The sequence below is a fragment of the Antrihabitans cavernicola genome (assembly GCF_008297975.1).
GTDB lineage: Bacteria > Actinomycetota > Actinomycetes > Mycobacteriales > Mycobacteriaceae > Antrihabitans > Antrihabitans cavernicola.
In genome coordinates this window covers 78,233-101,924 of sequence record NZ_VLNY01000011.1, presented here as the reverse complement: position 1 = coordinate 101,924, position 23,692 = coordinate 78,233, and the positions used below count along the sequence as shown (strand labels likewise).

At 65.5% G+C, this 23,692-nt stretch carries 25 protein-coding genes and 1 riboswitch; of the genes, 11 read left to right on the top strand and 14 right to left on the bottom strand.

The window, feature by feature from the left end; all coding sequences use genetic code 11:
• Position 1: 1 nt before the first annotated feature.
• Positions 2-2,293 (bottom strand): helicase-associated domain-containing protein, encoded by a 2,292-nt coding sequence (locus FOY51_RS20215; RefSeq protein ID WP_149432057.1) that lies wholly within the window; start codon positions 2,291-2,293, stop codon positions 2-4.
• Between the two features lie 60 nt (positions 2,294-2,353).
• On the opposite strand from FOY51_RS20215, the gene FOY51_RS20210 reads away from it, so the two are divergent.
• Positions 2,354-2,542, top strand: coding sequence for a hypothetical protein (locus FOY51_RS20210; protein ID WP_149432056.1), 189 nt, complete (start codon positions 2,354-2,356; stop codon positions 2,540-2,542).
• Between the two features lie 67 nt (positions 2,543-2,609).
• Here the strand turns inward: FOY51_RS20210 and FOY51_RS20205 are convergent, their stop codons facing one another.
• A complete protein-coding gene (locus FOY51_RS20205) occupies positions 2,610-3,248 on the bottom strand; it encodes a resuscitation-promoting factor Rpf1 domain-containing protein (protein WP_149432055.1) in 639 nt (212 codons plus the stop codon).
• A 6-nt stretch (positions 3,249-3,254) separates the two neighbouring features.
• Positions 3,255-3,438, bottom strand: a riboswitch (cyclic di-AMP (ydaO/yuaA leader).
• 311 nt (positions 3,439-3,749) lie between these two features.
• Positions 3,750-3,968 carry a hypothetical protein gene (locus FOY51_RS20200; protein ID WP_149432054.1) on the bottom strand — a complete coding sequence of 73 codons (219 nt, stop codon included), beginning with the start codon at positions 3,966-3,968 and terminating at the stop codon, positions 3,750-3,752.
• Between the two features lie 173 nt (positions 3,969-4,141).
• Here FOY51_RS20200 and FOY51_RS20195 point away from each other — a divergent pair, with 173 nt between their 5' ends.
• Entirely contained in the window at positions 4,142-4,558 is a 417-nt protein-coding gene (locus FOY51_RS20195) for a cold-shock protein (RefSeq protein WP_187776404.1), read from the top strand.
• Here the strand turns inward: FOY51_RS20195 and FOY51_RS20190 are convergent.
• From FOY51_RS20190 to FOY51_RS20180, 3 genes are read right to left on the bottom strand one after another with little or no spacing between them, the layout of a single operon-like run.
• The gene (locus FOY51_RS20190) at positions 4,555-5,055 is read right to left on the bottom strand and encodes a DUF2771 domain-containing protein (RefSeq protein ID WP_187776399.1); all 501 of its coding nucleotides are present in this window, start codon (positions 5,053-5,055) and stop codon (positions 4,555-4,557) included. The two genes, FOY51_RS20195 and FOY51_RS20190, sit on opposite strands and share 4 nt — an antisense overlap.
• Positions 5,052-6,752 (bottom strand): MFS transporter, encoded by a 1,701-nt coding sequence (locus FOY51_RS20185; RefSeq protein WP_235916550.1) that lies wholly within the window; start codon positions 6,750-6,752, stop codon positions 5,052-5,054. Before FOY51_RS20185 ends, FOY51_RS20190 begins: the two co-directional genes overlap by 4 nt.
• Positions 6,753-6,804: 52 nt before the next feature.
• On the bottom strand, positions 6,805-7,584 hold the full coding sequence (locus FOY51_RS20180) for a glutaminyl-peptide cyclotransferase (RefSeq protein WP_149432053.1): 780 nt from the start codon (positions 7,582-7,584) through the stop codon (positions 6,805-6,807).
• 59 nt (positions 7,585-7,643) lie between these two features.
• On the opposite strand from FOY51_RS20180, the gene FOY51_RS20175 reads away from it, so the two are divergent.
• From FOY51_RS20175 to FOY51_RS20160, 4 genes are all read left to right on the top strand, one after another.
• Positions 7,644-8,453 (top strand): DUF3027 domain-containing protein, encoded by an 810-nt coding sequence (locus FOY51_RS20175; protein WP_235916548.1) that lies wholly within the window; start codon positions 7,644-7,646, stop codon positions 8,451-8,453.
• Between the two features lie 68 nt (positions 8,454-8,521).
• The gene (locus tag FOY51_RS20170) at positions 8,522-11,161 is read left to right on the top strand and encodes a sacsin N-terminal ATP-binding-like domain-containing protein (protein ID WP_235916546.1); all 2,640 of its coding nucleotides are present in this window, start codon (positions 8,522-8,524) and stop codon (positions 11,159-11,161) included.
• Positions 11,158-11,670, top strand: coding sequence for a phosphatase PAP2 family protein (locus tag FOY51_RS20165; protein ID WP_149432052.1), 513 nt, complete (start codon positions 11,158-11,160; stop codon positions 11,668-11,670). The genes FOY51_RS20170 and FOY51_RS20165 overlap by 4 nt, the downstream gene beginning before the upstream one ends.
• A 54-nt stretch (positions 11,671-11,724) precedes the next feature.
• Positions 11,725-12,240: an alpha/beta fold hydrolase gene (locus FOY51_RS20160; RefSeq protein WP_149432051.1), complete on the top strand. Its 516-nt coding sequence runs from the start codon at positions 11,725-11,727 to the stop codon at positions 12,238-12,240.
• 66 nt (positions 12,241-12,306) lie between these two features.
• Here the strand turns inward: FOY51_RS20160 and FOY51_RS20155 are convergent, their stop codons facing one another.
• Genes FOY51_RS20155 through FOY51_RS20135 form a run of 5 tightly spaced genes read right to left on the bottom strand, consistent with a single transcriptional unit; the run spans position 12,307 to position 16,621 of the window.
• The gene (locus tag FOY51_RS20155) at positions 12,307-13,167 is read right to left on the bottom strand and encodes a 5-oxoprolinase subunit C family protein (RefSeq protein WP_149432050.1); all 861 of its coding nucleotides are present in this window, start codon (positions 13,165-13,167) and stop codon (positions 12,307-12,309) included.
• On the bottom strand, positions 13,164-13,793 hold the full coding sequence (locus tag FOY51_RS20150; protein WP_149432049.1) for a 5-oxoprolinase subunit B family protein: 630 nt from the start codon (positions 13,791-13,793) through the stop codon (positions 13,164-13,166). Before FOY51_RS20150 ends, FOY51_RS20155 begins: the two co-directional genes overlap by 4 nt.
• Entirely contained in the window at positions 13,790-14,557 is a 768-nt protein-coding gene (locus FOY51_RS20145) for a LamB/YcsF family protein (RefSeq protein ID WP_149432048.1), read from the bottom strand. Before FOY51_RS20145 ends, FOY51_RS20150 begins: the two co-directional genes overlap by 4 nt.
• Entirely contained in the window at positions 14,550-15,341 is a 792-nt protein-coding gene (locus FOY51_RS20140; protein ID WP_149432047.1) for a putative hydro-lyase, read from the bottom strand. The genes FOY51_RS20145 and FOY51_RS20140 overlap by 8 nt, the downstream gene beginning before the upstream one ends.
• Positions 15,338-16,621: an MFS transporter gene (locus tag FOY51_RS20135; protein ID WP_149432046.1), complete on the bottom strand. Its 1,284-nt coding sequence runs from the start codon at positions 16,619-16,621 to the stop codon at positions 15,338-15,340. The genes FOY51_RS20140 and FOY51_RS20135 overlap by 4 nt, the downstream gene beginning before the upstream one ends.
• Positions 16,622-16,774: 153 nt before the next feature.
• On the opposite strand from FOY51_RS20135, the gene FOY51_RS20130 reads away from it, so the two are divergent.
• Positions 16,775-17,473 (top strand): GntR family transcriptional regulator, encoded by a 699-nt coding sequence (locus FOY51_RS20130; protein ID WP_149432045.1) that lies wholly within the window; start codon positions 16,775-16,777, stop codon positions 17,471-17,473.
• Here FOY51_RS20130 and FOY51_RS20125 read toward each other — a convergent pair whose 3' ends face one another.
• Together FOY51_RS20125 and FOY51_RS20120 are read right to left on the bottom strand one after the other, a co-directional pair.
• Complete coding sequence (locus tag FOY51_RS20125; protein WP_149432044.1) at positions 17,474-18,301, bottom strand: SDR family oxidoreductase; 828 nt, start codon at positions 18,299-18,301, stop codon at positions 17,474-17,476.
• A gap of 35 nt (positions 18,302-18,336) precedes the next feature.
• On the bottom strand, positions 18,337-19,959 hold the full coding sequence (locus tag FOY51_RS20120; protein WP_149432043.1) for a succinic semialdehyde dehydrogenase: 1,623 nt from the start codon (positions 19,957-19,959) through the stop codon (positions 18,337-18,339).
• Positions 19,960-19,994: 35 nt separating this feature from the next.
• Here FOY51_RS20120 and FOY51_RS20115 point away from each other — a divergent pair, with 35 nt between their 5' ends.
• Positions 19,995-20,657: a TetR/AcrR family transcriptional regulator gene (locus FOY51_RS20115; RefSeq protein WP_149432042.1), complete on the top strand. Its 663-nt coding sequence runs from the start codon at positions 19,995-19,997 to the stop codon at positions 20,655-20,657.
• Positions 20,658-20,729: 72 nt separating this feature from the next.
• Entirely contained in the window at positions 20,730-21,362 is a 633-nt protein-coding gene (locus FOY51_RS20110; RefSeq protein ID WP_149432041.1) for a TetR/AcrR family transcriptional regulator, read from the top strand.
• A 12-nt stretch (positions 21,363-21,374) separates the two neighbouring features.
• On the opposite strand, the gene FOY51_RS20105 is transcribed toward FOY51_RS20110, so the two are convergent.
• Positions 21,375-21,641 (bottom strand): DUF2530 domain-containing protein, encoded by a 267-nt coding sequence (locus tag FOY51_RS20105; protein WP_371830468.1) that lies wholly within the window; start codon positions 21,639-21,641, stop codon positions 21,375-21,377.
• A 104-nt stretch (positions 21,642-21,745) separates the two neighbouring features.
• Between FOY51_RS20105 and FOY51_RS20100 the strand changes: the two genes are divergently transcribed.
• Complete coding sequence (locus tag FOY51_RS20100) at positions 21,746-23,200, top strand: NCS2 family permease (protein WP_149432115.1); 1,455 nt, start codon at positions 21,746-21,748, stop codon at positions 23,198-23,200.
• A 33-nt stretch (positions 23,201-23,233) separates the two neighbouring features.
• Positions 23,234-23,668: an Rv0880 family HTH-type transcriptional regulator gene (locus FOY51_RS20095; protein ID WP_149432040.1), complete on the top strand. Its 435-nt coding sequence runs from the start codon at positions 23,234-23,236 to the stop codon at positions 23,666-23,668.
• Positions 23,669-23,692: the final 24 nt, after the last annotated feature.

Sequence of the window (23,692 nt, the reverse complement as noted above, 5' to 3'; positions counted from 1 at the left end):
CCTACTCGACCAGCGCGACCGCTGCTATCCGATGCAGCGTGAAGTTGCGGATCGCACCTGTTGCGGGGTCTAGAGCCTCCAGCTGACCGCCGCCGACGCGGATCGGCTCCACGATCCGCTCGGTGGCCGTACCCGCGGCATCGACATAACCGATGCTCACGCTGCGCCGCACGCGCACCGCCAGTTGCAGCAGTGCAATCGTGGCCGCACCGGTGGCGCGCGAGCCGTTGTAACGCACCGGCGCCCCGCGGTTGGCCCGAGCTGCCCGCTCGCCGGCCCGTAGTTCGCCGATCAGGCTCACGAGCTGCTCGTCGCTGGGCATCGCGGGCACTCGTAGCTGCGGACGGATACGCCGTGCAGCGATGCGTGCGCCGCGCTGCCGCAGTTCCACGATGGTTCCCGACGAGTCCTCACCCGCAGGCGCGAAGCCGGCAGCGCGCAGCTCGTTGAGGACGTCGTGCAACGTCGCCTGGGAGATGGCCACCGTCGGCGCGAGCGAGCGCAGCGCGAGCTTCTCCGCGACCGGCGACGCCAGCACCTGCGCAAGCAGAGCGGGGTCGTCGCAACGGATGAACGACTCGGCGACCCCGGCACGCAGCTGACCGTGACGGCGGGACACGTCGTCGATCAAATACGTCAACGACTGCGGGATCGACGTGCGCGAGTGGATCTCGAACAACGAGTGGAGTTCCGAGGCGGTGAGCCCGGAGTCCAGCGCGCGTCGCACGCTGGTCTCGCTGATCCGATACACCGTTGCGCCACCGGCGGATTCGACATCGGCGACTCGCACGATCTTGCTCAGCAGCTCCGGTGTCAACGGTCCGGGTGCGATCACCGTGAGGTCTGCCTGCACCAACACGTAGTCGACGGGTGGCGGTAGCGCCGAGTCCATCTCGGCTTCGGCGTCGCCGCCGTGCAGCAGGGCTCGACCTGGCGAGCTGAGCGCACCGCGACCGATCACGCCGATCGACTCGGCCTCGGACAGCGTGTGCTGCACGGCTCCGTGATTGAAACGATGGGCCCAACGCGGCCGTCGCCAGGCCAGCGCGCGCGAGATCGTCGACGCATCCGTGGACTCACCCGTGCCCAATTCCGCGATCACGGACAGCACCAGACGCCGGTCGCGCGGGGCGACAGCACTGCGGACTTCGTCGGACAACGCGGCGATGGGCTTGTCGTTCGCGTCGCGCAACCCGATGAGCGACGGCCTACGCGCCAGGTCGATCCACGCACCGGCCAGGACCGCCCAGCGGCGGGACGGCGGTGCATCGAGCCAGGCGTCTGCGACCGTCGTCGGGGCCCAGTAGTCCTCCACCGCGTCCGTCGGCGGTGACGGGTCTGGACGTCCGCTGACAAGGAGCCCGGCCGCGGCGAGGAGTTCGACAAGCAAGCTGACCCGCGGTTCGTCGATGCCGAGCCGCTTCCCGACGCGTCGCAGCTCGCGAACACCCATGCCGCCCGCACGCAATGCAGGGGCAGGCGAGTCGCCCAGCGCCTCGAGGATGCCGCCGCAATGGCGGAGCAGTTCCAGTGCCTCGCCTGCCGCGGCACCGTTGACCTCGGCCAGCTTGTGCTTGACGCCTTTGACCTCGGGCGACGACAGTATCGCCGGATCTGCGACGGGCTCGCCGCGCAGCAGCTGTCCGACCTGATGCGGTAGCTCGACTGTCTGCTCGTCGACCCAGATCAACAGCCCGGCGGCCAGCAGGCGTTGGACGGGGCGATCGGCGGGGGTTCCCGGCGCGGCGTCGCGCGTGCGTCCGATCGGCGAAGTATGGGCGAGGCGCTCGATCAGCGACTGTTCGGCAGGCGTGATCATCGCCAGGCCGGCGTCGATCTGCTCCTCGGACATCGGCTCGACGGGCTCCAGTGAGCGTCCGACCGGCCACGGCACCACATCGACAGCCGTCGGAAGTAGTCGCAGCCGTTTGTTGCCCCAGATCAGAGCGCGCGCCCGAAGTTGTTCGAATGCCGCGGTCACGGCCTTGGCGGGCGCGCGGCCGCGCAGCATGTCGGCAATCTCGTCGCGTCGCACCGCGTCGGTGTGCGCGCCACTGAGCGCGAGGGCTTCGATGACCGCGAGGGCGAGGGTGTTGAGTTCGTCCGCGGCGCGCATGACCGACGCCCGCTGTTCGGCGCGGCCTGCGAGAACGTCCATCGTTGCGGGTAGCGGAATGGTCAGATCGGGGCGCAGGCGCAGCAGCTCGAGCAGTTCACCATCCGATCGCGAGGCCAGCCACTGCGAAAGGCTCGTGCTCTCGGAATCGTCCTCGGCGTCGTCGGTGGCTGTCATCGCACTCAAGACTAGATACCTGCTCTGTACGCAGGCGAAGGTCGGTGTCAAAATAGGCCCGTGGTTAATAAATCGAAGAAGGGCTACGTCGACCCCGGGTGGCCGCAGTTGGAGCACGGGGATCACGCTGTCACGGAGTTGTCGTCCACCCGCGCTGGCGGTCTGTCACCGTTCGGTGAGGAAACGGAATTTCCGTTGCCTGCCGATCAGCTTCCGTACGTTCACCCGTACACGGTGATCAACCGCTAGCTTCCTCTCACGACGAAGGCCCCGCATCGTTTCCGATGCGGGGCCTTCGTGTGTTCGCGGGAATCGGCTAGCGGCCGATCAGACCCTTGTTCGCCTGGTAGAACGCGGCGATCTGCGGATCCACGCCGGCTGCCTTGGCGCCGTTGTACGCGTCCATGAGCTGCGGTGCGATCTGCAGGCCGTCGGCCTGGACTGCTCGGATTGCGTTGTCCGCGGCACCGAAGACCATCAGGCTGGCATCGGAGCTTGCAGCGACCTGCGGTGCTGCCTGCGGTGCGGACGGAGTCGGGATCCACTGCTCGACCTTCGGGGCCGACGGCGCGCTGCGCTCGGTGGGGCCGCTGGACAGTCCGAGCTGCGCAGAGCAGGACGGCCATGCGCCCCAACCCTGTGCTGCCAGAACCTTTTCGGCGACAGCGATCTGCTGATCGCGGCTGGCGTTGTTGGCGGTGGCGGCGTACTGGCCGCCGCCGTAGCCGGTCCACGTGCTGGGGGAGAACTGCAGTCCGCCCTGGAAGCCGTTGCCGGTGTCGATGCCCCAGTTGCCTGTGGACTCGCACTGCGCCAACTTGTCCCAGTCGGAATCGGGGGCTGCGCTTGCCGTGCCGGTGAATGCGACACCCGCAGTACCGATGATGGCGCCGGTTACGGCGACCTTGGCAACAGTACGGCCGGTGGTGGTCTGTTTACGATGACGTCCGCTCATGCTTGTAGTTCCTCTCCGCTCGCACCTACGAGGTCAGCTGTCGGGTTCGGGCTGAGAGGTCGCCCGGCCTCAACGCTCTTGGCGGGAGCGTGTCTGGCTTCACCCCAAGGAAGGATTCCCCGCGAACACTTCCGGTTGTCCCAAAGGGGGACGTGGGTCCCCCGCCCCCGTCCCTGGGTGTTTCGTCGGGGTTCCGGTTCCCACGGGACGGGGTTTGGTGCGGCGGGCCGGAGTGTGGCCGAACTTCCGGCCGGTCATGACCGTACGACGTCTGTGATCAAAAATCACTTTTTGGTAACCGCCACGCGCGCTAACACAATTTGCCAGCAAATCGGAAGGGTTTCGGCCTTGTCCCAGCTAGATACGGTGTGTCGCGCTCGGTCTCAGCCCGTTGCCGTTCCGTGACCAAGCTGTTATGTGACGAAGATCACAGTTGGGCAACGGAATGATTTGCACGATTCGACCGATACCGGCGCGCACCTCGCTCGATCCGGTGCGGGACTACCTGACGCGCCGACCCGACCTGAGTGCCGAGAAGATGGCCAGGAGGAAGCCGATCGGTGCCGCCAAGGCGATCAGATAGAAAACGATGCCCGGTTCGGTGTCGCTGACGGCGGCGATGACGAAAATCGCCACGATCGCCAGCAATCCGACCGCAAACAACGCTGTCGCAACGTAGAGCAACTTCTTTCCCGGCTCGCGGGTGGAATTCTCGGGCACGAGATCAACGGTACTGGGCCCGCCGAAACTGGGATGCCGGTGCACTGTGCGGCGGGGTAGACTTCGGACTTCGCGTCCTGCGTCATGCGGGGCGCGTTTGCTTTGGAAAATATCCAACGCTCACGACCAGCTTGGATCAGCCAAGTGTGGCAAGAAACGAACGGGTGAATGCGGTGCCGACCGGCAAGGTGAAGTGGTACGACGTCGACAAGGGTTTCGGCTTCCTCTCGCAGGACGAGGGTGAGGATGTCTACGTCCGTTCGTCGGCGTTGCCCGATGGTGTCGAGGCACTCAAGCCCGGGCAGCGCGTCGAATTCGGTATGGCTGCGGGTCGCCGCGGCCCGCAGGCGCTGAGCGTGAAGGTGCTCGAGCCTGCTCCGTCCGTGCAGCGCTCCGGTGGCTCTGCGCGCAAGGAACCGGTTGCGCGCAAGCACACGCCGGACGAACTGCACGGCATGGTCGAGGACATGATCACGCTGCTCGAGGCGACCGTTCAGCCCGACCTGCGCAAGGGCAAGTACCCGGACCGCAAGACCGCACAACGCATCTCGGAGGTCGTGCGCGCGGTTGCCCGCGAGCTCGACAACTAACCCCTGGTCTTGATCGACCAGATCGCGTGCGCCTTCGGTAGGCCGTTTTCGTCCACCACCGCCGACGGCAGCTGAATTTCGACACCGTTGAGCCGCAGCTTCGGGCTTTCTTCCGATTGCACGGTGACAGCAGCTACTTCGTCTTTCTTGAAGTAGCGCTCCTGCGGAACCAGGGTGCCGTCTGGCTTCTCGAAGATCATCACCAGCCGCCACGGTGCTGCGGAGATGTCGTCCGGAAGCGAGAGCTGCAGCGGATCGGTTCCGGGGACCTCGAGCTGGGCGATCGGGCCCTGGGTGCAGTCCTGCAGTGTGACGCTGCAGTACTCCAGTGGTTTCACATCGATCGACTTGCCGTGCGAGTAGGCGATCACGGAAGGCTGCTTGGGTCCCTTGTCGCGGATCGCGACATAGAGCACCGCGACAAGCCCGATCACGACCACCAATACCAATGCGCCGAGGCCGGCCAGGATCTTGACGGTCTTCGGCTGCAGTTTCACGGGCTTGGGTGTCCTGTCGGTTGTTGGAATCCGGTCTGCTGCACGTACTGGTCGCTCGAGACTTCCTGCCCGGCGTGATTCGGCCGGTTGCCGCCGAGGCCGGGAAGCAGCGAGTGACCACGGTAGCTGAGGAACGTCTGCACCAGACCGAGGGCCAGCACAGCGGAAACCGCGGTGAAGCCGATCCAGTATTCGGTCGGTAGCAGGACGCCCATCGCGCCGCCGACGACCCAGCTCAGCTGCAGTGCTGTCTCCGAGCGTCCGAACCCGGACGCTATCGATTCGGGCGGCAGGTCGTCCTGGATCGAGGCGTCGAGCGACACCTTCGCCAGCGCACTCGATCCGGATGCGACCAAGGCGGCAATCGCCGCTGCTATCAAACTGTCGGCGACAGCAGCGATCACCGCGACGATCGTCACTGCGATGGTGCAGCGCAGCACCAGCAGCGACGGGCGCCCGAGTTGCAGGCGCGCTCCCGCCGCATTGCCCGCGAAGTTGCCGATGGCGGCGGCAGCGCCGACCATGCCGAGCATCGCGGCCTGTACCAGCGCCTCGTGTTCGGTGCGCGACTTGGCGACGAAGGCCACGTACAACGTCAGAAATCCGGTGAGCACGCGAATCGTGCTGTTGCCCCACAATCCGGTCACGACCGCACGGCCGAGAGGCTGGCGGCGTTTGTTCGGCTTGACCGTCGTCTTGCGATCCTTGTCGATCACTACGGTGTGGGCGTCGTCGCCGTGATAGCTCAGCGTGGCGGGAACCTCGCCCTCCGTGACCTCCACCCACGACGGAATCCGCAGGCACAGGACCGCGCCGCCGACGCTGAACGCGGCTGTCAGCCACAACACGCCGGTCGAACCGGAGAGGGCGGCAACCGCCGCTGCCACACCACCCGCGGCTATCGACCCGCCGAGCAGTCCGAAGACCGTGAGTCGCGAATTGACACGGACCAGGTCGATGTCCGGCGGCAGCACGCGTGGGGTCACCGCACTCTTCAACACCGCGAACGACTTGCTCATCACCAGCATGCCGAGGGCAGCCGGATACAGGGCCCAGCTGTCGAAGTTGAACACCAGCAGCACGGCCAGCACCGCGCGCGCGACGAACGATGCGGCGAGCGCTATTCGACGGCCGTGCTGCAGCCGATCCAACAGGGGGCCGATCAGCGGTGCGATCACCGCGAACGGTGCGATGGTGATGACCAGGTACAGCGCAACCTTCGTCTTGCTTTCACCGGTCGCAGCGGAGAAGAAAAGCGTATTGGACAGCGCCACAACGAGAGCCGCGTCGGTCGCGAAGTTGGCCATGGTCGCGTAGGTGAGCGCGGTGAGGCCCGACTTGTCTGCGCCGTCCGCCTTCGCAGCGCGCTGGAACGTCGCGATACCGCGTCCGGTGAGTTCGCGTCCGCGCAACGCCGCGACGCGCGTGACCGTCATCTTCCGCGGCATTCGACGCGCCCCGGACTGGGGCGGTGGTGGCTCGTCGGATTGGGGTGGCTGGTGCGATCGGTCCCCGTCCACCGGGTGCAAAGGCGGTAGCGGCTGCCTGCGTGTCGGGACGTGCCGTGGCGGGTAGTTGTCATATCCGGGATGTTGCAAATCGGGATGCTCCGAAGACGCCCATCCGCCGGCCCGATCGTGATCAGCGCGGCGTCGGCCGTCACGCAGACGGTCTTCCGGCTCGTAGTGATCGGTCACGGGGTCAATTCTGTCCTAGATCGCCGACAAAAGACGACACGGCTGGCCACAGTCATTCCACGAACCGCACGTCGAATGTCAGCGGCCAGTACTTGCCGGTGATCAGAAATCGGTCGGTGCCGGGCAGATGGGCGATGCCGTTTTCCACGTCGGCACGGTCGCGTTGGGTCTGCGACACGTCCGGCCGATCCAACAATCCGCTCGCGTCGATCTGCCCGGTGACGCGACCGGAACGAGGATCGATGCGCAGAATCGTGTCGGTCGGCCACGCGTTCGCGTACACGGTTCCGTCGTCCGCGCAGTCGAGTTCGTTGAGTTGGGCGCCGGGAAAGCCGGTCACATCGATGCTCCCGGTTTTCGCGAAGGTCGTCGGGTCGCGGAAGGTGAGCGTTGCCGTGCCGTTGCTCATCACCAGTCGATCGGTTTGCGCGCAGAGCCCCCACCCCTCGCCCTGGTAGGGCACCCGCCGCCGCTCGACGAGCGTCACCGTGTCGCGTTCGATGGCAATACCGTCACGCCAGGTGAGCTGCCAGATTCGGGACCCGGTATCGGTGATGCCCTCACCGAACAGGGGGATCGGGAGGTCGACGCGGGTCAGTTCGGTTCCGGTTGCCAGGTCGCTGGCTCGTAGTTGCGACGCCCCGCTCATGCCGGTGCCCTCCAGCAGGCGGTCGCCCGCAACCTCGAAGCCCTCGGTGAAGGCGGTCACATCGTGTGGACGGGTGTCGACGATCTCGACGCGCAAGTGTGGCGGCCCAGCCGAATCGGTGTCGCACGCAGCGACGGACGCACCCACGACGACGATCGTCGACAGCACCCGCAGCACGCGCATCGGCCCAGCATGTCAGCCCACTCGACCACGGATCGGCAGCGATACGGCAAAATGACGGTGTGAGCGTCGCTTCTTCCCCCCAGCTGTCCGAAGTGCGCCCGATTCTGGCCCAGGCCGTCGATGTCGCGCGCGCCGCGCTCGACGAGGGCGGAGACGGCGGAGTCGGTCGTCATCTCGGTGTCACCGCGGACGATGATGCCGCAGCAACGCACCGCTTCGAGGCGACTCTGCCCGGGTACGGCGGCTGGCAGTGGGCCGTCGTGCTTGCTGCCGATCCGGAATCGGATCACGTGACCGTCAGCGAGTCGGTCCTGTTGCCGGGACCCGACGCACTCGTGGCCCCGGTGTGGGTGCCGTGGGAAGAGCGTGTCCGCCCAGGCGACCTGTCGCCCGGCGATCTGTTGGCGCCCGTTGCCGACGACCCGCGGCTGGTGCCCGGCTACGTCGCGAACGGCGATCCCGAGGTCGACGACGTCGCGCTCGAGATCGGTCTCGGTCGGACGAAGGTGATGAGCCTCGACGGTCGTGAAGATGCCGCCCAGCGTTGGTTCGACGGCGATTTCGGTCCCGATTCGGAAATGGCGAAGGCCGCTCCGTCCACCTGCGTGCTCTGCGGATTCTTTCTGCCGATCGCCGGGTCGCTGCATGCGGCCTTCGGTGTGTGTGGCAACGAGCTTGCTGCCGACGGGCGAGTCGTACATGCCGAGTACGGTTGCGGCGCACACTCGGACACCACGTTGCCCACCGGTGCGGGCTCGCCGGCGTACGATGCGTTCGACGACGCCGCTGTCGAGGTGATCCCGACGGCCGAGCTGAAGCCGCAGGAGCAGAGCGAGTCCGAACCCGAACAGGACGTCGCATCGACGTAGCCGATCCGTTCGGCACAGCCGACCTGCGTTCCGCGCTGCTGCTCGCGTGGGAAAGTTCGCCGACACGGTTGCGCGAAGACGCCGCAGCAGAAGCTGATCTGGTTCGGGCGGGCTATCGAGATCGTGTACTCACCGAACTGGCGCAGAACGCCGCCGACGCCGCAGGCTCGGCAGGGCGGGTCGCCGTCTGGCTCGACGATCGTGAGCTGCACATCGCCAATACCGGCTCACCGCTGAATTACCAAGGCGTGCAAGCGCTGTCCGCATTGCGGGCCTCGAGCAAGGTCGGCGGCGTCGGGCAGTTCGGCGTCGGCTTCAGCGCGGTCTTGTCGGTGAGTGACGAAGTAGAGGTGCGCTCCACGTCGGGATCCATCCGGTTCTCGGCGGCCGAGACGCGGAAGACGCTGGCAGACAAGTCGATCGGCGCAGAGTCTGTCCCCGTCTTGCGGTTGGTGTGGCCGATCGCCGAGAAGCCCGCAGCGGGATGGGACACCGAAGTCGTGTTGCGGTTGCGCGACGATGTCGACGCTGCGACCTTGCTGGCATCGATGGTGATCGAATCCATCGATCTGCTGCTGGAATTGCCTGCACTGGAATCGATTCGGGTATCAGGCGACGCTGTGGTCCGAACCGAGCGGATCCGAACCGAGCGCGCGATGCCGGATGGAGTGACCGAGGTGTCGATCGGTGATCGCATCTGGTGGCAATATTCGACGCCACGCGCTCGGTGGCTGCTCCCGGTCGTCGGTGGCATTGGCAGGCCGGTTGCAGCGGATGTGCTGCGGGCCCCGACTCGATCCGACGAAGAGTTGTCGTTGCCGGCCATCGTCATCGCGTCCGTCGACATGCAGCCGGACCGTCGGCGAGTTCTCCCGGGCGCCCGCGTGGACGAATTGGCAAGCGGCTATGCGAAATTCGCGGCCGCGGTGCCGGTCGTGAGCCGGCTCGCATTGGTGCCAGATCCCGGCTTCGCACGTAGTGAAGTGGACAGCGTGCTTCGCGAGGCGATCCTGCGGGAGCTCCAGGAGAACTCGTGGCTCCCGGTGGCGGGGGACAACAATGCCGTGCCGACCAGCGCAACGGTGCTGCCCGGCCTGTCGGTGGAATTGGCCGAGTTGCTGGGCGACATCGTCCCGAACCTCGTGGTCCCCGAGCTGTCCGGAAATCGGCATGCCAGCGCTCTTGCCCAACTGGACGTGCACAGAATCGGACTCGCCCGCGTTGCGGAGGCGCTGAGCGGTATCGAGAGGCCGTCCGAGTGGTGGCAGCGGCTCTACGGCGCGCTGGAACCGTTGGCGGTCGATAACGTTGCCGCGCAGGAACTAGGTGCACTACCGGTGCCACTGGCCGATGGTCGACTCGTCACGGGACCGCGAACCACCGTCATCGCGACCGATCTCGTGGCTACCGGCGACGTTCCCGTGCACTGGGCGAGGCTGGTGCATCCCGGTGCGGTCCACCCGCTGCTGGAGCGGTTGGGCGCGAAACAGGCTGCGGCACTGGATCTGTTGTCCGATCCGGCGCTGCAAGCAGCAATCGAAGACAGCGACGACGACCTGTCCGAGCTGGTCGAAGCTGTTCTGACCGTCGCCGCGCACATCACCGACCCCGATCGGCTGCCGTCCTGGCTCGGTCTGCTGCCGCTGCCCGACGACGCCGGAGACCTGCGTTCGGCCGACGAGCTACTGCTCCCTGACGCGCCGCTGGCGACCGTGCTGATCGACGATTCGCCCTTCGGCACAGTCGATTCGGGGCTGGTCGAGCGCTTCGGTGGTATCGCACTCCGGGCAATCGGCGTCGGCTCGGGGTTCACCGTCGTGCGCGACAGCATGCCCACCGGAGCGGACCACGATCTCGACGCCGAGCACGACTGGTGGAACGCGCTACCCGAAGATCCGGAAGACTTTGCGGCGGTTCGCGATTTGGACCTGGTCGACGACGATCGTTGGCCGCAGGCGTTGACACTGCTGGCGAACGATCCGAACATCCGGCCGCTGCTGGCGGATCGGCTCGGCTACACGTCGTGGTGGCTGCGCAGGTACGCGCGTATCGACGGCCACGTCCTCGGTTCCTATTGCCTCCCGGACGTGACAGCATTCGCCGGATTGCTCGATCCGCTCGATCACCCGGATGCCGATGCGCTCGGCGGGGCGTTGGCGGATCCCGCTGTGTTGGATGGTGATGTGGCACAGCTGCTACTGGACCGGCTTGCCGATGTGGACCGCACCCCGACCCCGGGCGTCGCTGTCGGGGTGCACGCGATGCTCGCTACTGCGGTACGAAAGGGTGTGCTGGTTCCGAACGACGTCGCGCCGCCGGACCGCGTCCGTACGCTCGCGGGTGATCTGGCCGATCCCGCCGATGCCGTGGTCGTCGACAACCCATGGGTGAGCCGTGTCGTTCCGCAGACCATCGCGGTGCTCGGCACCATCGAATCCGCGGCAGCGCTGGCCGACTTGCTCGATATTCGGCTGGCATCAGAGGCCGTTCGAGGCGAGGTGCGCAGCCATGGGCGGAACGCGACGTGGGGCGAGGTGCCCGGTGCCGTAGCGGCATTCGTCACGATGGGCCTCGAGGTGCCGTCGGGGATGGTCACCGTGCACGACGACCTGACGGTGCGCTTGAGCGGTGCAGTGAGCGGCGACCGGTCGGTGTCGTGGTGGCGCGACGACGACGGTCTGGATCACATAGCCGAGGACTTCCGATGATGGATCAGCGCGTGCTCGATTGGGTGGTCGCACATCGAACCCCGTGGCTGACAGATGGCTTCATGTTCGTCACGAATGTCGGTGGCGTGGTGGGGATGACGCTGGTCGCATCGCTGCTCACCCTCGCGTTGTTGGTGCGCAACCACCGACTCGACGCGCTGCTGGTCGGTGGCTCGATGCTCTCCGGTTGGCTGGTGATGAACCTGGTGAAGTTGTTGATCGGCCGCGACCGGCCACCGTTTCCGCAGCGGCTGGTCGAGGAGGCGTCGAGTGCGATGCCGTCGGGGCACGCGATGCTGTCGGCGGTGCTGGTCTGCGTGGTCGGCGCGGTGATCTTTCGATTGCGACCGCCGAGAAACCCTGTACCGATGTACATCCTGCTCGGTGCGATCACCACGCTCGACGGCGTGTCCCGCGTCTACCTCGGCGCACATTGGTTGACCGACGTGCTGGTCGGTTGGGCCCTCGGCGTTGCATGGGCGATGGCGTGGATTCGCGGGTTGCGTTAGGAGTTGCCGAGTCTCTCGACCGCGCGAGGCCAACCAACCTGACACACTGAGCAGGTGAGTGCTCATCGGTTTGCCGGGCGCGGGTTTCCTGGGCGCGACGGCGTCGAACTGGCCTGGAACGAGATCGGTTCCGGCCGAACGCTTGTTCTGCTGCCTGGGTTCGGCGGTATCAGTTCGCTCGCACGAGGTGCCAACCCGCGCCGCGCGATCGTTGCCGGGCAAGGACTGGCGAAAGTGGCCGGCCCACAAGGCGGTGGTGCGAATCGACGCGCACTCACCCCGGATGCGCTCCGCGACGAAAGAATGCGCAGACTTTCGGCGCATGGCGTTGACCCCGAAGCGCTGTCGCATGTGCTCGACTCGCTCGTTCCGACGTCCGAGGATGACCTGCGTCGAATCACTACGCCGACACTGGTCGCGATCGGCGATCGCGACGAACGGTCGGACGCCGATCAGCTCGCCGCACTCCTGCCGAATGCCCAGTTCGTTCGGGTACCCGGCGATCACGGGAGCGCGTTCGTCGCGCCCGAACTCACCGCCGCCTTCGTCGAGTTCCTTGCCGCGCGTTGATCAGTTCCGGTTGCGCGGTATTCCTCCCGGATACCGGGAGGGAAACCACTATTTCAGCGGCACTGATCAAGCCCGGACAAACCTGATCTGCTGACCCGGCCGCGCTTGCGCAACCAGATCTATGTCGGCGTCGACAACGACGCCGATCACCGGATAGCCACCGGTGATCGGATGGTCGGCAAGGAAGATCACCGGTTCGCCGCTCGGTGGTACCTGGACGGCACCGAGTGGAATTCCTTCGCTGGGGAGTTCGCTCTCGTCACGGCGACGCAGCGACGGGAACCGTTCGGGGCGAATCAATCTGGCCCCGACACGGTCGGATCGATCGCTGACCTCCCACCACCCGTCCAGCAGATCCTGGGGTTGCTCGAACCACTCGTCGCGCGGTCCGAAGCTGACCCGTGCGATTACCGGATCGGAGGTCATCGCGGCAACGGGAGCCTGATCGATGATCGGCCAGCCACCGGGAGTGGGTCCGACCGGTAGTTCCTGCCCGACCTGCAGCGGTGCGGGGCCGATCGCCGACAGCGTGTCGTAGCTGCGGGAGCCGAGTACGGCGGGCACGTCGATACCACCTCGTACGGCGACGTAGGTGCGCAATCCGGCACTGGCGAGGCCGAGCCGAACTGTCTGTCCGCAGGCAAGATCGATCACCGACGCGTGACCGTTGGGCGTGCCCTCGACCGTGATGGATGCGGGTGCACCGGTCACTGCGACTGTTACCGGAGCAAGCGCCGACAGCTCGAGACCGCCGAGCAGACATTCGATACCCGCAGCGCTTTCGTCGTTGCCCACCAAACGATTTGCCAGCGCCAGCGACCGTCGATCAGCCGCTCCCGACACACCGACACCGTCCGCGAACCACCCCGATCTGCCGAGATCCTGAACTGTGCACAGCGGCCCGGTGGCGAGCACCCGCAAGGTCATGACGACGCGGCTTCGGTGAATCGGACCCGGGTGCCCGGACGCAAGAGTGCAGGGTGGGGTCGGTCCAGATCCCACAGCGTCGCGTCAGCCGTGCCGATGATCTGCCAGCCGCCGGGAGATCGGCGGGGATAGACGGCGGAGTAGCCGTCGGCGAGTGCGACCGACCCGGCGGGCACGGCAGTGCGCGACTGGGTACGACGCGGCACGGTCAGCCGACGCTCTGCCGACTCCAGGTAGCCGAATCCGGGAGCGAATCCCACGAAGCTGCAACACCATTCGGAGCCGATGTGCGCATCGATCACCTCGCGGACGCTGATGCCGAGCAATCGCGCCACGTCGTCCAGATCGTCGCCGTCGTAGCGGACCGCAATGGTCACCAGTTCGGTGTCGGCCGAGTCGGCGGGCGAGCGGTCGAGATGGGCGCACAGATCGCGAAGCTCCTGTTGCAGCCGCAGCCGATCCGCGCTCGATTCCGTACTGACGAAGACCGTGCGCGCAGCGGGCAGAATGTCCGCTACGCCTGCGAGATTCGTGCTGTGCAGCATTCGGACCACCGCATCCAGGTCCGCCCGATCGTCGGGTTCCAGCAGCAGCCCGCGATCGCCCGCGCGATGGATCGTATTCACGCGAATGCCGCGAGCGCGATGCCCGCGTCCTGCATGGCGGCTCGAACGGACCGCGCCATCGCGACTGCGCCCGGGGAGTCGCCGTGGACGCAGATACTCTGCGCGCGAACCGGAACAGCGACACCGGAGACCGCGGTGACGGTTCCGGATTGCGCGATTGCCAACGCCTGCGCAACCGCGGCCGATTCGGCGAGCACTGCGCCTTCCGCGCTTCGCGCGACCAACCGCGACTCGGGTGTGTAGGCGCGGTCGGCGAATCCTTCACCGTAGAAAGCGATTCCGGCACGACCTGCGGCAGCCTCCAACTCCGAGTCCAGTGGCCCCAGCAACCCGAGACCGGCGTCGAACTCGCTCATCGCGGTCACGATCGCCGTTGCGACCTCGGCGTCGGAAGAACCCGAATGGTAGAGCGCCCCATGCGGTTTGACGTAGCGAACGCGACCTCCTGCGGCACGGGCGATGCCGTCGAGCGCGCCGATCTGATACAGCGTTTCGTCGCGCAACCGGGCTGCTTCTACGGCCAACGCTCGCCGCCCGAAACCCGCCAGATCCTGATAGGAGATGTGCGCGCCGATGGTGACCGAGCGAGACACCGCGCGATCGCACGTGCGTCGCATGATCGCGGGATCGCCTGCGTGGAATCCGCACGCGATGTTTGCGCTGGTGATGATGTCGAGCAGTGCGTCGTCGTCGCCCATGGACCAGGCGCCGAAGCCCTCGCCGAGGTCGCTGTTGAGATCGATCACGTTCTCGCGCTCAGACATTGCTGCCGCCTCCCAGCGTGTAGGTCTTGTCCGGAACATCGGTGATGAACATGTGCCCCGGCGCGTGGGTGATCGCAAACGGGAGTGTCGATGCCATCACCGCGGCCTGGGGCGTGACGCCACACGCCCAGAACATCGGAACATCGCCCGCCTCGAATTTTACCGGGTCGCCGAACTGCGGTTCGTCGATGTTGCCGACGATCAACGACGTCGGATCGCCGACGTGCACGGGTGCGCCGTGCACGGCGGGCATGCGCTCCGACAGCGATACCGCCGCCGCGACCATCGCGCCGGGAACCGGTCGCATCGACACCACGAGCGGCCCGCTGATCCTGCCCGCCGGTCGGCACATCCGCTGAGTGACGAACATCGGCACGTTGGTGCCCTGCTCGATGTGTCGCAGCGGAATGCCGGCATCGACGAGTGCCGACTCGAAGGTGAACGAGCACCCGATCTGAAATGCCACCAGATCGTCACGCCAGAACTGCGCCGCATCGGCCGGTTCGTCGACCAGCTCGCCGTTCTCCCAGATGCGATACCGCGGGATATCGGTAGCCAGATCGGCGTTCTCGGCGAGAACCGTTGTCCGACTACCGGTATCGCTGACATCGAGGACCGGACACGCCTTGGGGTTGCGTTGGGCGAAGAGTAGAAACTCGTACGCCCAATCCTGTGGCACGGCAATCAAGTTGGTCTGGGTGTAGCCATGCGACCAGCCCGCCGTCGGCGTGACCGTGCCTGCGCGAAACTGCGCACGGGCATCGGCCGGATCAACATTCGTCATCGAAGTTCCTGGCCACGGGTCTCGGGCAAGCCGAACAGCGCAATCACCGCGACCACGTAACCGAACGCGCCGAACATCATCGCGCCACCGAGGCCCAGCGCAGTCGATGCGAGGAAACCGACGACCGTGGGGAAGACGGCGCCGACGGCGCGGCCGAAGTTGTAGGTGAATCCCTGTCCGGTGCCACGGAATTCGGTCGGGTACAGCTCGGAAAGGAACGAACCGAACCCGGAGAAGATTGCCGAGGTGCAGAAGCCGAGCGGAAAGCCGAGCAGCATGACGGCTGTGTTCGCGCCGTCGGGAACCTGTGTGTAGCAGACCATGAAGACGACGGACAGGCCTGCGAACAACTGCATCGTTCGCTTCCGGCCGAGTTTGTCGGACAGAATGCCGCCGGTGACGTAACCGAGGAATGCACCCGAGATCAGGATGAACAGGTAGCCGCCCGTTCCGACCACATCGAGCTGACGGCTCTTCTTCAGGTAGGTGGGCAGCCAGGTCGCCAGCGTGTAGTAGCCGCCTTGCACGCCGGTGGCCAGCAACGATGCGAAGAAGGTGGTCCGCAGTAGGTCGCGACGGAAGATCGCCGTGAACGATCCGCGCGTTTTCCCTGCGGCTTCACGCTTTTCGATGACGGCTTCGGTGTCGGTCAGGTTGCGCCGAACCCAGATGATCAGCAGAGCGGGCAGCGCGCCGGTCCAGAACAGGACGCGCCAGGCGAAGTCTTCACTGAAGACCTGGAACACGATCGTGTAGACGACGACCGCCAGTGCCCAGCCCACCGCCCATGCGCTTTGGACGTAGGCGACCGCGCGTCCGCGATACTTCGGATTGGCGTATTCCGCGACGAGAATCGCACCCGCTGCCCACTCGCCGCCGAAGCCAAGCCCTTGGAACGCGCGGCAGACCAGCAGCGTTTCGAAGTTCGGAGCGAATCCGCACAGGACCGTGAAAAGCGTGTATGTAGCGACGGTGACCTGGAGCGTGCGGACCCGTCCGATCTTGTCGACGAGCACGCCGGCCAATGCGCCGCCGACTGCGGAGACGATGAGCGTGACCGTCGTCAGCAGCCCGGCTTCGCCGGTGCTGATCGCAAAGTACGAAGCAATGGCGCCGAGTGCGAGGGGCAGCACCTGGAAGTCGTAGGAGTCGAGGCCGTAGCCGCCGAAGGCGCCGAGAAACGCGCGGCGGCCTTTCCCGCTCATGGTGCGGATCCAGCCGAACGCCTCGGTCCCTTCGTCGGGTTCGGAGCCGAGGGTCGGTGTTGTCGAACGGTCCATCGGAGACCTCGCCTTGATCGTCGTGGGTGTGGCGTACGTCTCATTAGAATACAAATCGTTGAACGATCCTGCAATACCCTCAGAGGATTGTTGACCCAAAAAGTTCGGCTCGGACTAGTCTCGAGGAAAGACACGTCGAATGGGAGGCAACGGATGGCATCGCCTGTAGCGCCGGATGCGTACACCGCACTCGCCGCCCAACGAGATCAGCTGGATCGCGCCAGCCGTAGCGAGCGAATTGCCGACATCGTGCGGCGCAGCATCCTTGACGGGACGTTCGCTCCAGGAACACGTTTGTCGGAGCCGGACATCTGCGCGGCCCTCGGGGTTTCGCGCAATACCCTTCGTGAGGCTTTCCGCACGCTGGTCGAAGAGCGGCTCGCGACGCACGAGCTCAACAGAGGAGTCTTCGTACGAATCCCGACGGCGGTCGATGTCGCGGATCTCTACAGCTGCAGGCGAATCGTCGAGCGTGCCGCCTTGCGTGATCTTTCGCACGACGCCGATCTCGGCGGCTTGTCGACGGCGCTCGATACGGCGGATTCCGCTGCGCAAGAAGGAGACTGGACCGGAGTCGGCAGCGCGGACATTGCGTTTCACAAGGCGATCGCCGCACTGAACAGGAGCGTTCGCCTCGACCAGTTGATGGCAGACGTGTGGAACGAGCTACGACTCGTCTTTCACGTGATGGCGGATCCGCACCGGTTTCATCAGCCCTATCTGGAGCGAAACCATCGCATCTACGACGCCGCCGGAAACGGCAACGTCGGCGAGGCGGAGCAGATGCTCACGCAATACCTCGCCGACGCCGAACGTCAGATTCTTGCCGCCTACCCGGCTGCGGGCAGGTAGCTACTTCTTCTCGCGACCTGTGAACTCTTCCATGGAGTGGTAGACGCCGACGAGGTTGAGGAACGAGTCGCGCAGCTTCACCGGCAGCACGCCGCCCAGAATCTTGTTCAGGCGCGAGGTCCACGGGAGGATGACGAACGGTCCGCCCTTGATCATCTCTTTCCATGCTGCGTCGACGACGTCGTCCTGCTCGAGCACCGGGGTGAAGAGGATCTTCTTGGTGCCGTCGAACATGCCGGTGTTGATGTAGGTGGGGCAGACGGTGGTGATCCGGACGTTGTCGTGGTCGGCCTGCTCCAATTCGAGACGAACCGAATCCGACCAGCCGACAGCGGCCCACTTGGACGCCGCATAGACGCTCATCCGCGGATTGGCGACAAGGCCGGCCGACGACGCGATGTTGACGATGCGCGACTCCTCGCCGGACGCAATCATGCCCGGCAAGAACTCCAGCGCGATGTACATCGGCGCGAGCGAGTTGATCGCCATCGTCTGCTCGATGTCCTTGCGGTTCTGGGTATCCCAGAAGTAGCCGTTGCCGCGAACGATGCCCGCGTTGTTGAACAGCACGTCGATGTTGCCGACACTGCTACGCACCAACTCGGCTGCTTCGGCGATCGCGTCCGGTGCGGACACGTCGACCGCGTAGGTGTGCACGTTGACGCCTGGCTTCTCGAGCTCGGCGGCGGTCTCCTTCAGTGCCTGCTCGTTGATGTCCCACAGCACCACGTCGGCTGCGCCCTCGGCGACCGCGCGGGTGGCGAACAATTTGCCCAGGCCCATGGCGGCACCGGTGACGAGGACTTTCTTACCTGCGACGTTCTTCATAGCTCTGTTGATCCGTTTCGTTGTCGAGTGTTCGGTTACTTCAGGCCGATCAGGCGCATCGTGCGGAAGGCGAGGGTCATCGTCTTGGCCCACGTCTCGTCGGACATGCCGGGCAGCGGCGCGATGGGCAGTAGGTGCTGCACGGCGATGGTCTGCGTGTCCGTGTACTTGAGGATGCCGATCTTGCCGTGTCTGCGACCGGAACCCGAATCGCCGAGACCACCCGACGAGGCGTCGACGCTGCCCCATGCGGCGATGAAGCCTTCGTTGACGTTGACCGAACCGGCATTCAGGCGGGCTGCGACCGAGCGGCCGCGGCTGACGCTGCGGCTCCAGACGCTGGCATTGAGACCGTAGTCGCTGTCGTTGGCCTGAGCGATCGCGTCGTCGTCGGAGGTTGCGCGGTAGATCGAGACGACAGGCCCGAAGGTTTCCTCGGCGAAGACGTCCAAGTCTCGGGTGACGCCCGTGAGAACCGTCGGCTCGTAGAAGTAGGCGCCCAGGTCGGGGCGGGGCCGTCCGCCCGCGAGTACCGTCGCACCCTTCGCGCGCGCGTCCTCGACGTGTGCGGTGATGGAGGTGAGCTGACGCTCGAACGTCAGCGAACCCATGTCGCTGTCGAACGCCAGGTTCGCGCCCAGCCGGATCTTCTCGACCCGTTCGACGAAGGCTGCGACGAATCGGTCGTAGACGTCGGTGTGAACGTAGATTCGTTCGATCGATTCGCACAGCTGACCAGCGGACGCGAAGCATGCGCGGACGGCGCCGTCGGCGGTCTTGTCGATGTCGGCGTCGTCGAGAACCAACATCGGGTTCTTGCCGCCGAGTTCCAGCGAGCAACCGATCAACCGGGCGGCCGCCTGCTCGCCGATCGATCTGCCGACCGCGGTGGAGCCGGTGTAGTCGACGTAGTCGGCGCGGGCGATCAGCTCACTGCCGATGGTCGCGCCGCGACCGAGGACGATCTGCCAGACGCCTGCGGGCAGGCCGGCTCGTTCGGCAAGTTCGTTGGCCCACAGCGCGGTCAACGCGGTCTGGTTGTCGGGACGTGAGATCACGGCGTTGCCGGCGATGATCGCAGGCAACGCGTCGGACGCGGAGAGGGCCAGCGGGTAGTTCCACGGGGAGATGACGGCGACGATGCCCTTGGGGCGACGAACCTCGCTCGCCTGGGTCAGCAACGGCAGCGCGCCGCGGCGACCATGTGTGTCGAGGACGGACTTGGCGATCCGCGTGTAGTAGCGCGAGTTCACCGCAACGTCGCTGATCTCGTCGAATGCGTGCGGGCGCGACTTGCCGGTCTCGGTCTGCAGGATGTCGAGGATGTCGGACTGCTCGGTAAGGAGAAGGTCGTGAAACCGCTTGAACACGGCGGTGCGCTCGGCGATCGGGCGTGCGGCCCATTCCTGCTGAGCGACACGCGCGGTGGCAAAGGCGGCCTCGACATCTGCGACGGACGACTGCGGCAGATCGACGATCTTCGCGCCGGTGGCGGGTGCGTGGACCTCGACGCTGGGCGAGCCGCCTGCGACGGCGCGCTTGGCGAGCCGATCCGCGACGTCGGCGGGGAGGGCGCGCGGGAGTTCCCTGGCGGCCGGGGTCTTCGAGGTATGCGTCGCGGTGCTCAAGTCGGTTGCCTCTCGTATTTCACCGAACATCGATGTTCAGTTAACAGTGGTGTTAACCTAACCTCATGGGTGTGACCGATGTCAAGCAATCGCCGCGGCGGGGACGGCCCCCGCAGACGGCCGAGGAAGCCGAGCAGGTGCGGGCGCGCATCATCGGCGCCACGGCCGACGTCTTTGCGAAGCACGGCTCTCGCGGGTTGAGCGTTGCCCTGATACTCGACGGTGCGGGCATCTCGCGGCCGACTTTCTATCGCTACTTCGCGAACGCCGAGGAACCGCTGAACGTGCTGCTGGAGGAGTCCGATCGCGCGCTGGTCGCGGGACTGACGAAGGCGATCGAGGCAGCTGGTGACGACGTCGCCATGGCGATCTCGGTGATCGACGCCTATATCGACTGGGCGCACGCGCGAGGTCCGTTGTTGGGTCCGTTGTTCAGCGAGCTCTACGACAGGTCGTCGCCGGTGTCGGCGCATCGAACCAAGGCCATCGACGACATTCGAACCATCGTCGTCCGACGGATCGTCGAGTTGGGGCGTGACGCTCCGAACCCGTTGGATCTCGACGCTTTGCTCAATGCGTGCGAGTTCCTGGTCTACCGAGTGGTCGCGTTGGGCGGCTCGGCGGATGTCACGGCGGACGCACGATCGACCATGATTCGGATTGCCATCGTGACGCTGGGGAAGCCGGACGACGTCCGAATGGCGCTCGAAATTCCGGGAGTGTTCTGACTTCTTCTGGTCGATCGTCCAGTTACGGCGCGGTGAATTGACTCACACGAATAGTAGGGATTGACTGCACCCGTGCCGACCAGACTGAATATCGAGCAACGCAGGGCTCATCTCATCGATGCGGCGATCGGTTTGGCCGAAAGCAAAGGCGTCGCAGCGGTTACCACTCGTGATGTCGCACAAGCTGCGGGGGTCTCGCTCGGCGTCGTTCACTATTGCTTCGACAGCAAAGACGCGCTGATGACCGAACTGGTCAAGGCGCTCTCCATCGAGTTACGCGATTCCGTGGATTCCGATCCTGAGGTCATCGAATGGCACGGCACCGGCCTCGAATCCCTGCGTGCCTTCACCAATCTCGCGCTGCGCGCCATGTGGCACAACGTGGAGCAGACGCCGGACCGGCAGCTGCTCACCTACGAGGTGACCACGTTCGCGTTACGAGCGGACGATGCGCCGGAGAAGGTCGAAATCGCCCGCGAACAATACACATTCAACGATGCGACGGTTCGCGACCTGCTCGACCGTGCGGCGTCGCTGACCGCCACCGAATGGGCTGTCCCGGTGGAGGTACTGAGCCGACTGATGCTGTCGATGATCGACGGCTTGGTGTTGCGGTGGTTGGTCGATCAGGACAACGAGACCGCCTACGACCAACTGGACAGGATCGCGAGCATCATCGCGTCGCAGGCGACCGGGTCCGACTAGCGACTCGGGACACTAAGTCAAGCCCTGCTGCGCACCTTTGCTGCCGCGGCGAGCTGCGCCGCGCTGGATCCAGAAGATGCTGTATCCCAGCACCCCGATGGCGATGCCCGTGTAGCAGGTCGGCAACGCGTCGTTCCAGCGATCGCCCGCGAGCAACACCACGACGGTGGCGATCACGAACAACACGGTCCCGATCATCAGCACCGGGCGGGGATCGGTGAAGCGTGCCGGAATCTCGGGCACGGCAGGCTGGTGTTCCGCGGGTGTCGGGGTGCTCACCCGGCCTACGCTACAACGCCTTTTGCCCGTCTCGGTGCGCCGACGGCGGCTCGGTAGCTTAATCTCGCACGTGCAAGCACCTTCGGCGGATGGGGACGCGCGAGATGGCTGGAAACTCCACCTGGCTCGACAGTTACTTCAAGATCGGTGAACGTGGCTCGACGGTGGCGACCGAAGTGCGTGGCGGCCTTGTCACGTTCGTCGCCATGGCCTACATCGTGGTGCTCAACCCGCTGATCCTCGGAAGCTTCTCCGCCGACGACGCCGTTGCGAAAAAGGATGTGCTCGGCCACATCCTGCCCGTCACTCAGGTCGCGGCGGTGACGGCGCTGGTAGCCGGCGTCATGAGCATCATCTTCGGTCTGGTCGCCAACTATCCGTTCGCCATCGCGACCGGGCTCGGCATCAACACCTTGCTGGCAGTGACGATTTCGCCGCAGGTGAGCTGGCCGGAGGCCATGGGTCTGGTGGTGATCGACGGCATCATCATCGTGCTCCTGGCGGTCACCGGATTCCGAACCGCCGTATTCAATGCTGTCCCAGCGGAATTGAAGGCCGCAATCGCGGCCGGTATCGGAATGTTCATCGCGCTCATCGGTCTCGTCGACTCCGGATTCGTCCGCAGGCTGCCCGACGCGGCACATACGACGGTCCCCGTCGGGCTCGGTATCGACGGTTCCATCGCGTCGTGGCCGACCGTCATCTTCGTCTTCGGTCTGCTCCTGATGGGTGTGCTGGTAGCTCGTAAAGTCCGCGGCGGCTTGCTGATCGGCATCGTGGTGACCACGATCTTCGCCGCGATCGTCGAAGCGATCGCCGATGTCGGGCCGTCCAAGGGCGTCAATCCGAAGGGGTGGAACCTCAGCGTTCCCGCGTTGCCGACCGACCTGTTCCAGATCCCGGACCTCTCGCTGGTCGGTGACGTCAGCCTGTTCGGCGCATTCACCCGGATCGGTGCTCTGGCAGCGAGCTTGCTGGTGTTCACGCTCGTACTTGCCAACTTCTTCGACGCCATGGGAACCATGACCGGGCTCGGTAAGGAGGCAGGGCTCACCGACTCGAAGGGCAACCTCCCGAACATCGGCCGCGCGCTCGTCGTCGAGGGTGCGGGCGCCGTCGTCGGTGGTGCCGCGTCTTCGTCGTCGAACACGGTTTTCGTCGAATCCGCTTCCGGCATAGCGGAAGGCGCGCGCACCGGCCTGGCCAACATCGTCACCGGCGTGCTGTTCCTGGCCGCGATGTTCCTGACGCCGCTGTACTCGGTGGTGCCCATCGAAGCGGCGGCTCCTGCGCTCGTGGTGGTGGGCGCGCTGATGATCGGTCAGGTGCGCGACATCGATTTCGGTGACTTCTCGATTGCGCTTCCCGCGTTCCTCACCATCGTCGTCATGCCGTTCACCTACTCCATCGCCAACGGCATCGGTGTCGGCTTCATCGCGTGGGTGGTGTTGGCAGTCGGCAAGGGCCGCGCAAAGCACGTTCACCCCCTGCTGTGGGTGGTTGCGGCACTATTTGTGGCGTACTTCGCAATCGACCCGATCACCGACGCGATTACGTAACCGGACCTGCGGTGTTGCCGTATTGTTACTGGCGTGACGAACACCGAAATACGAGCGCTCGCCAGTGATCTCTCGCTGGCCGTCGTTCGTTTGGCGCGACACTTGCGCGGCCGCAGGGCCGATTCCAAGGTGTCGCTGACTCAGCTCTCGGCGCTCGCCACCCTGAGCCGCGACGGCGCAATGACACCTGGCGCCCTCGCAGGCAAAGAGCGCGTGCAGCCGCCGTCGATGACGCGGGTGATCGCGTCGTTGACCGACATCGGAATGGTCGAACGCAGCCCGCATCCCACGGACGGTCGTCAGATCATCGTGTCGCTGTCCGACTCGGGTCGCGATCTCATCGCCGACGAGACGAGCGCTCGCGAGAAGTGGATCACCGAGCAGCTGACTGCGCTCGACAAGAAGCAACTGGAGACCTTGCGCGACGCCGTCGTGATCATCAGGGACATCGTCAGCAACTCGGAGTAGCAGACCCGCCAAGGCATTATGGGT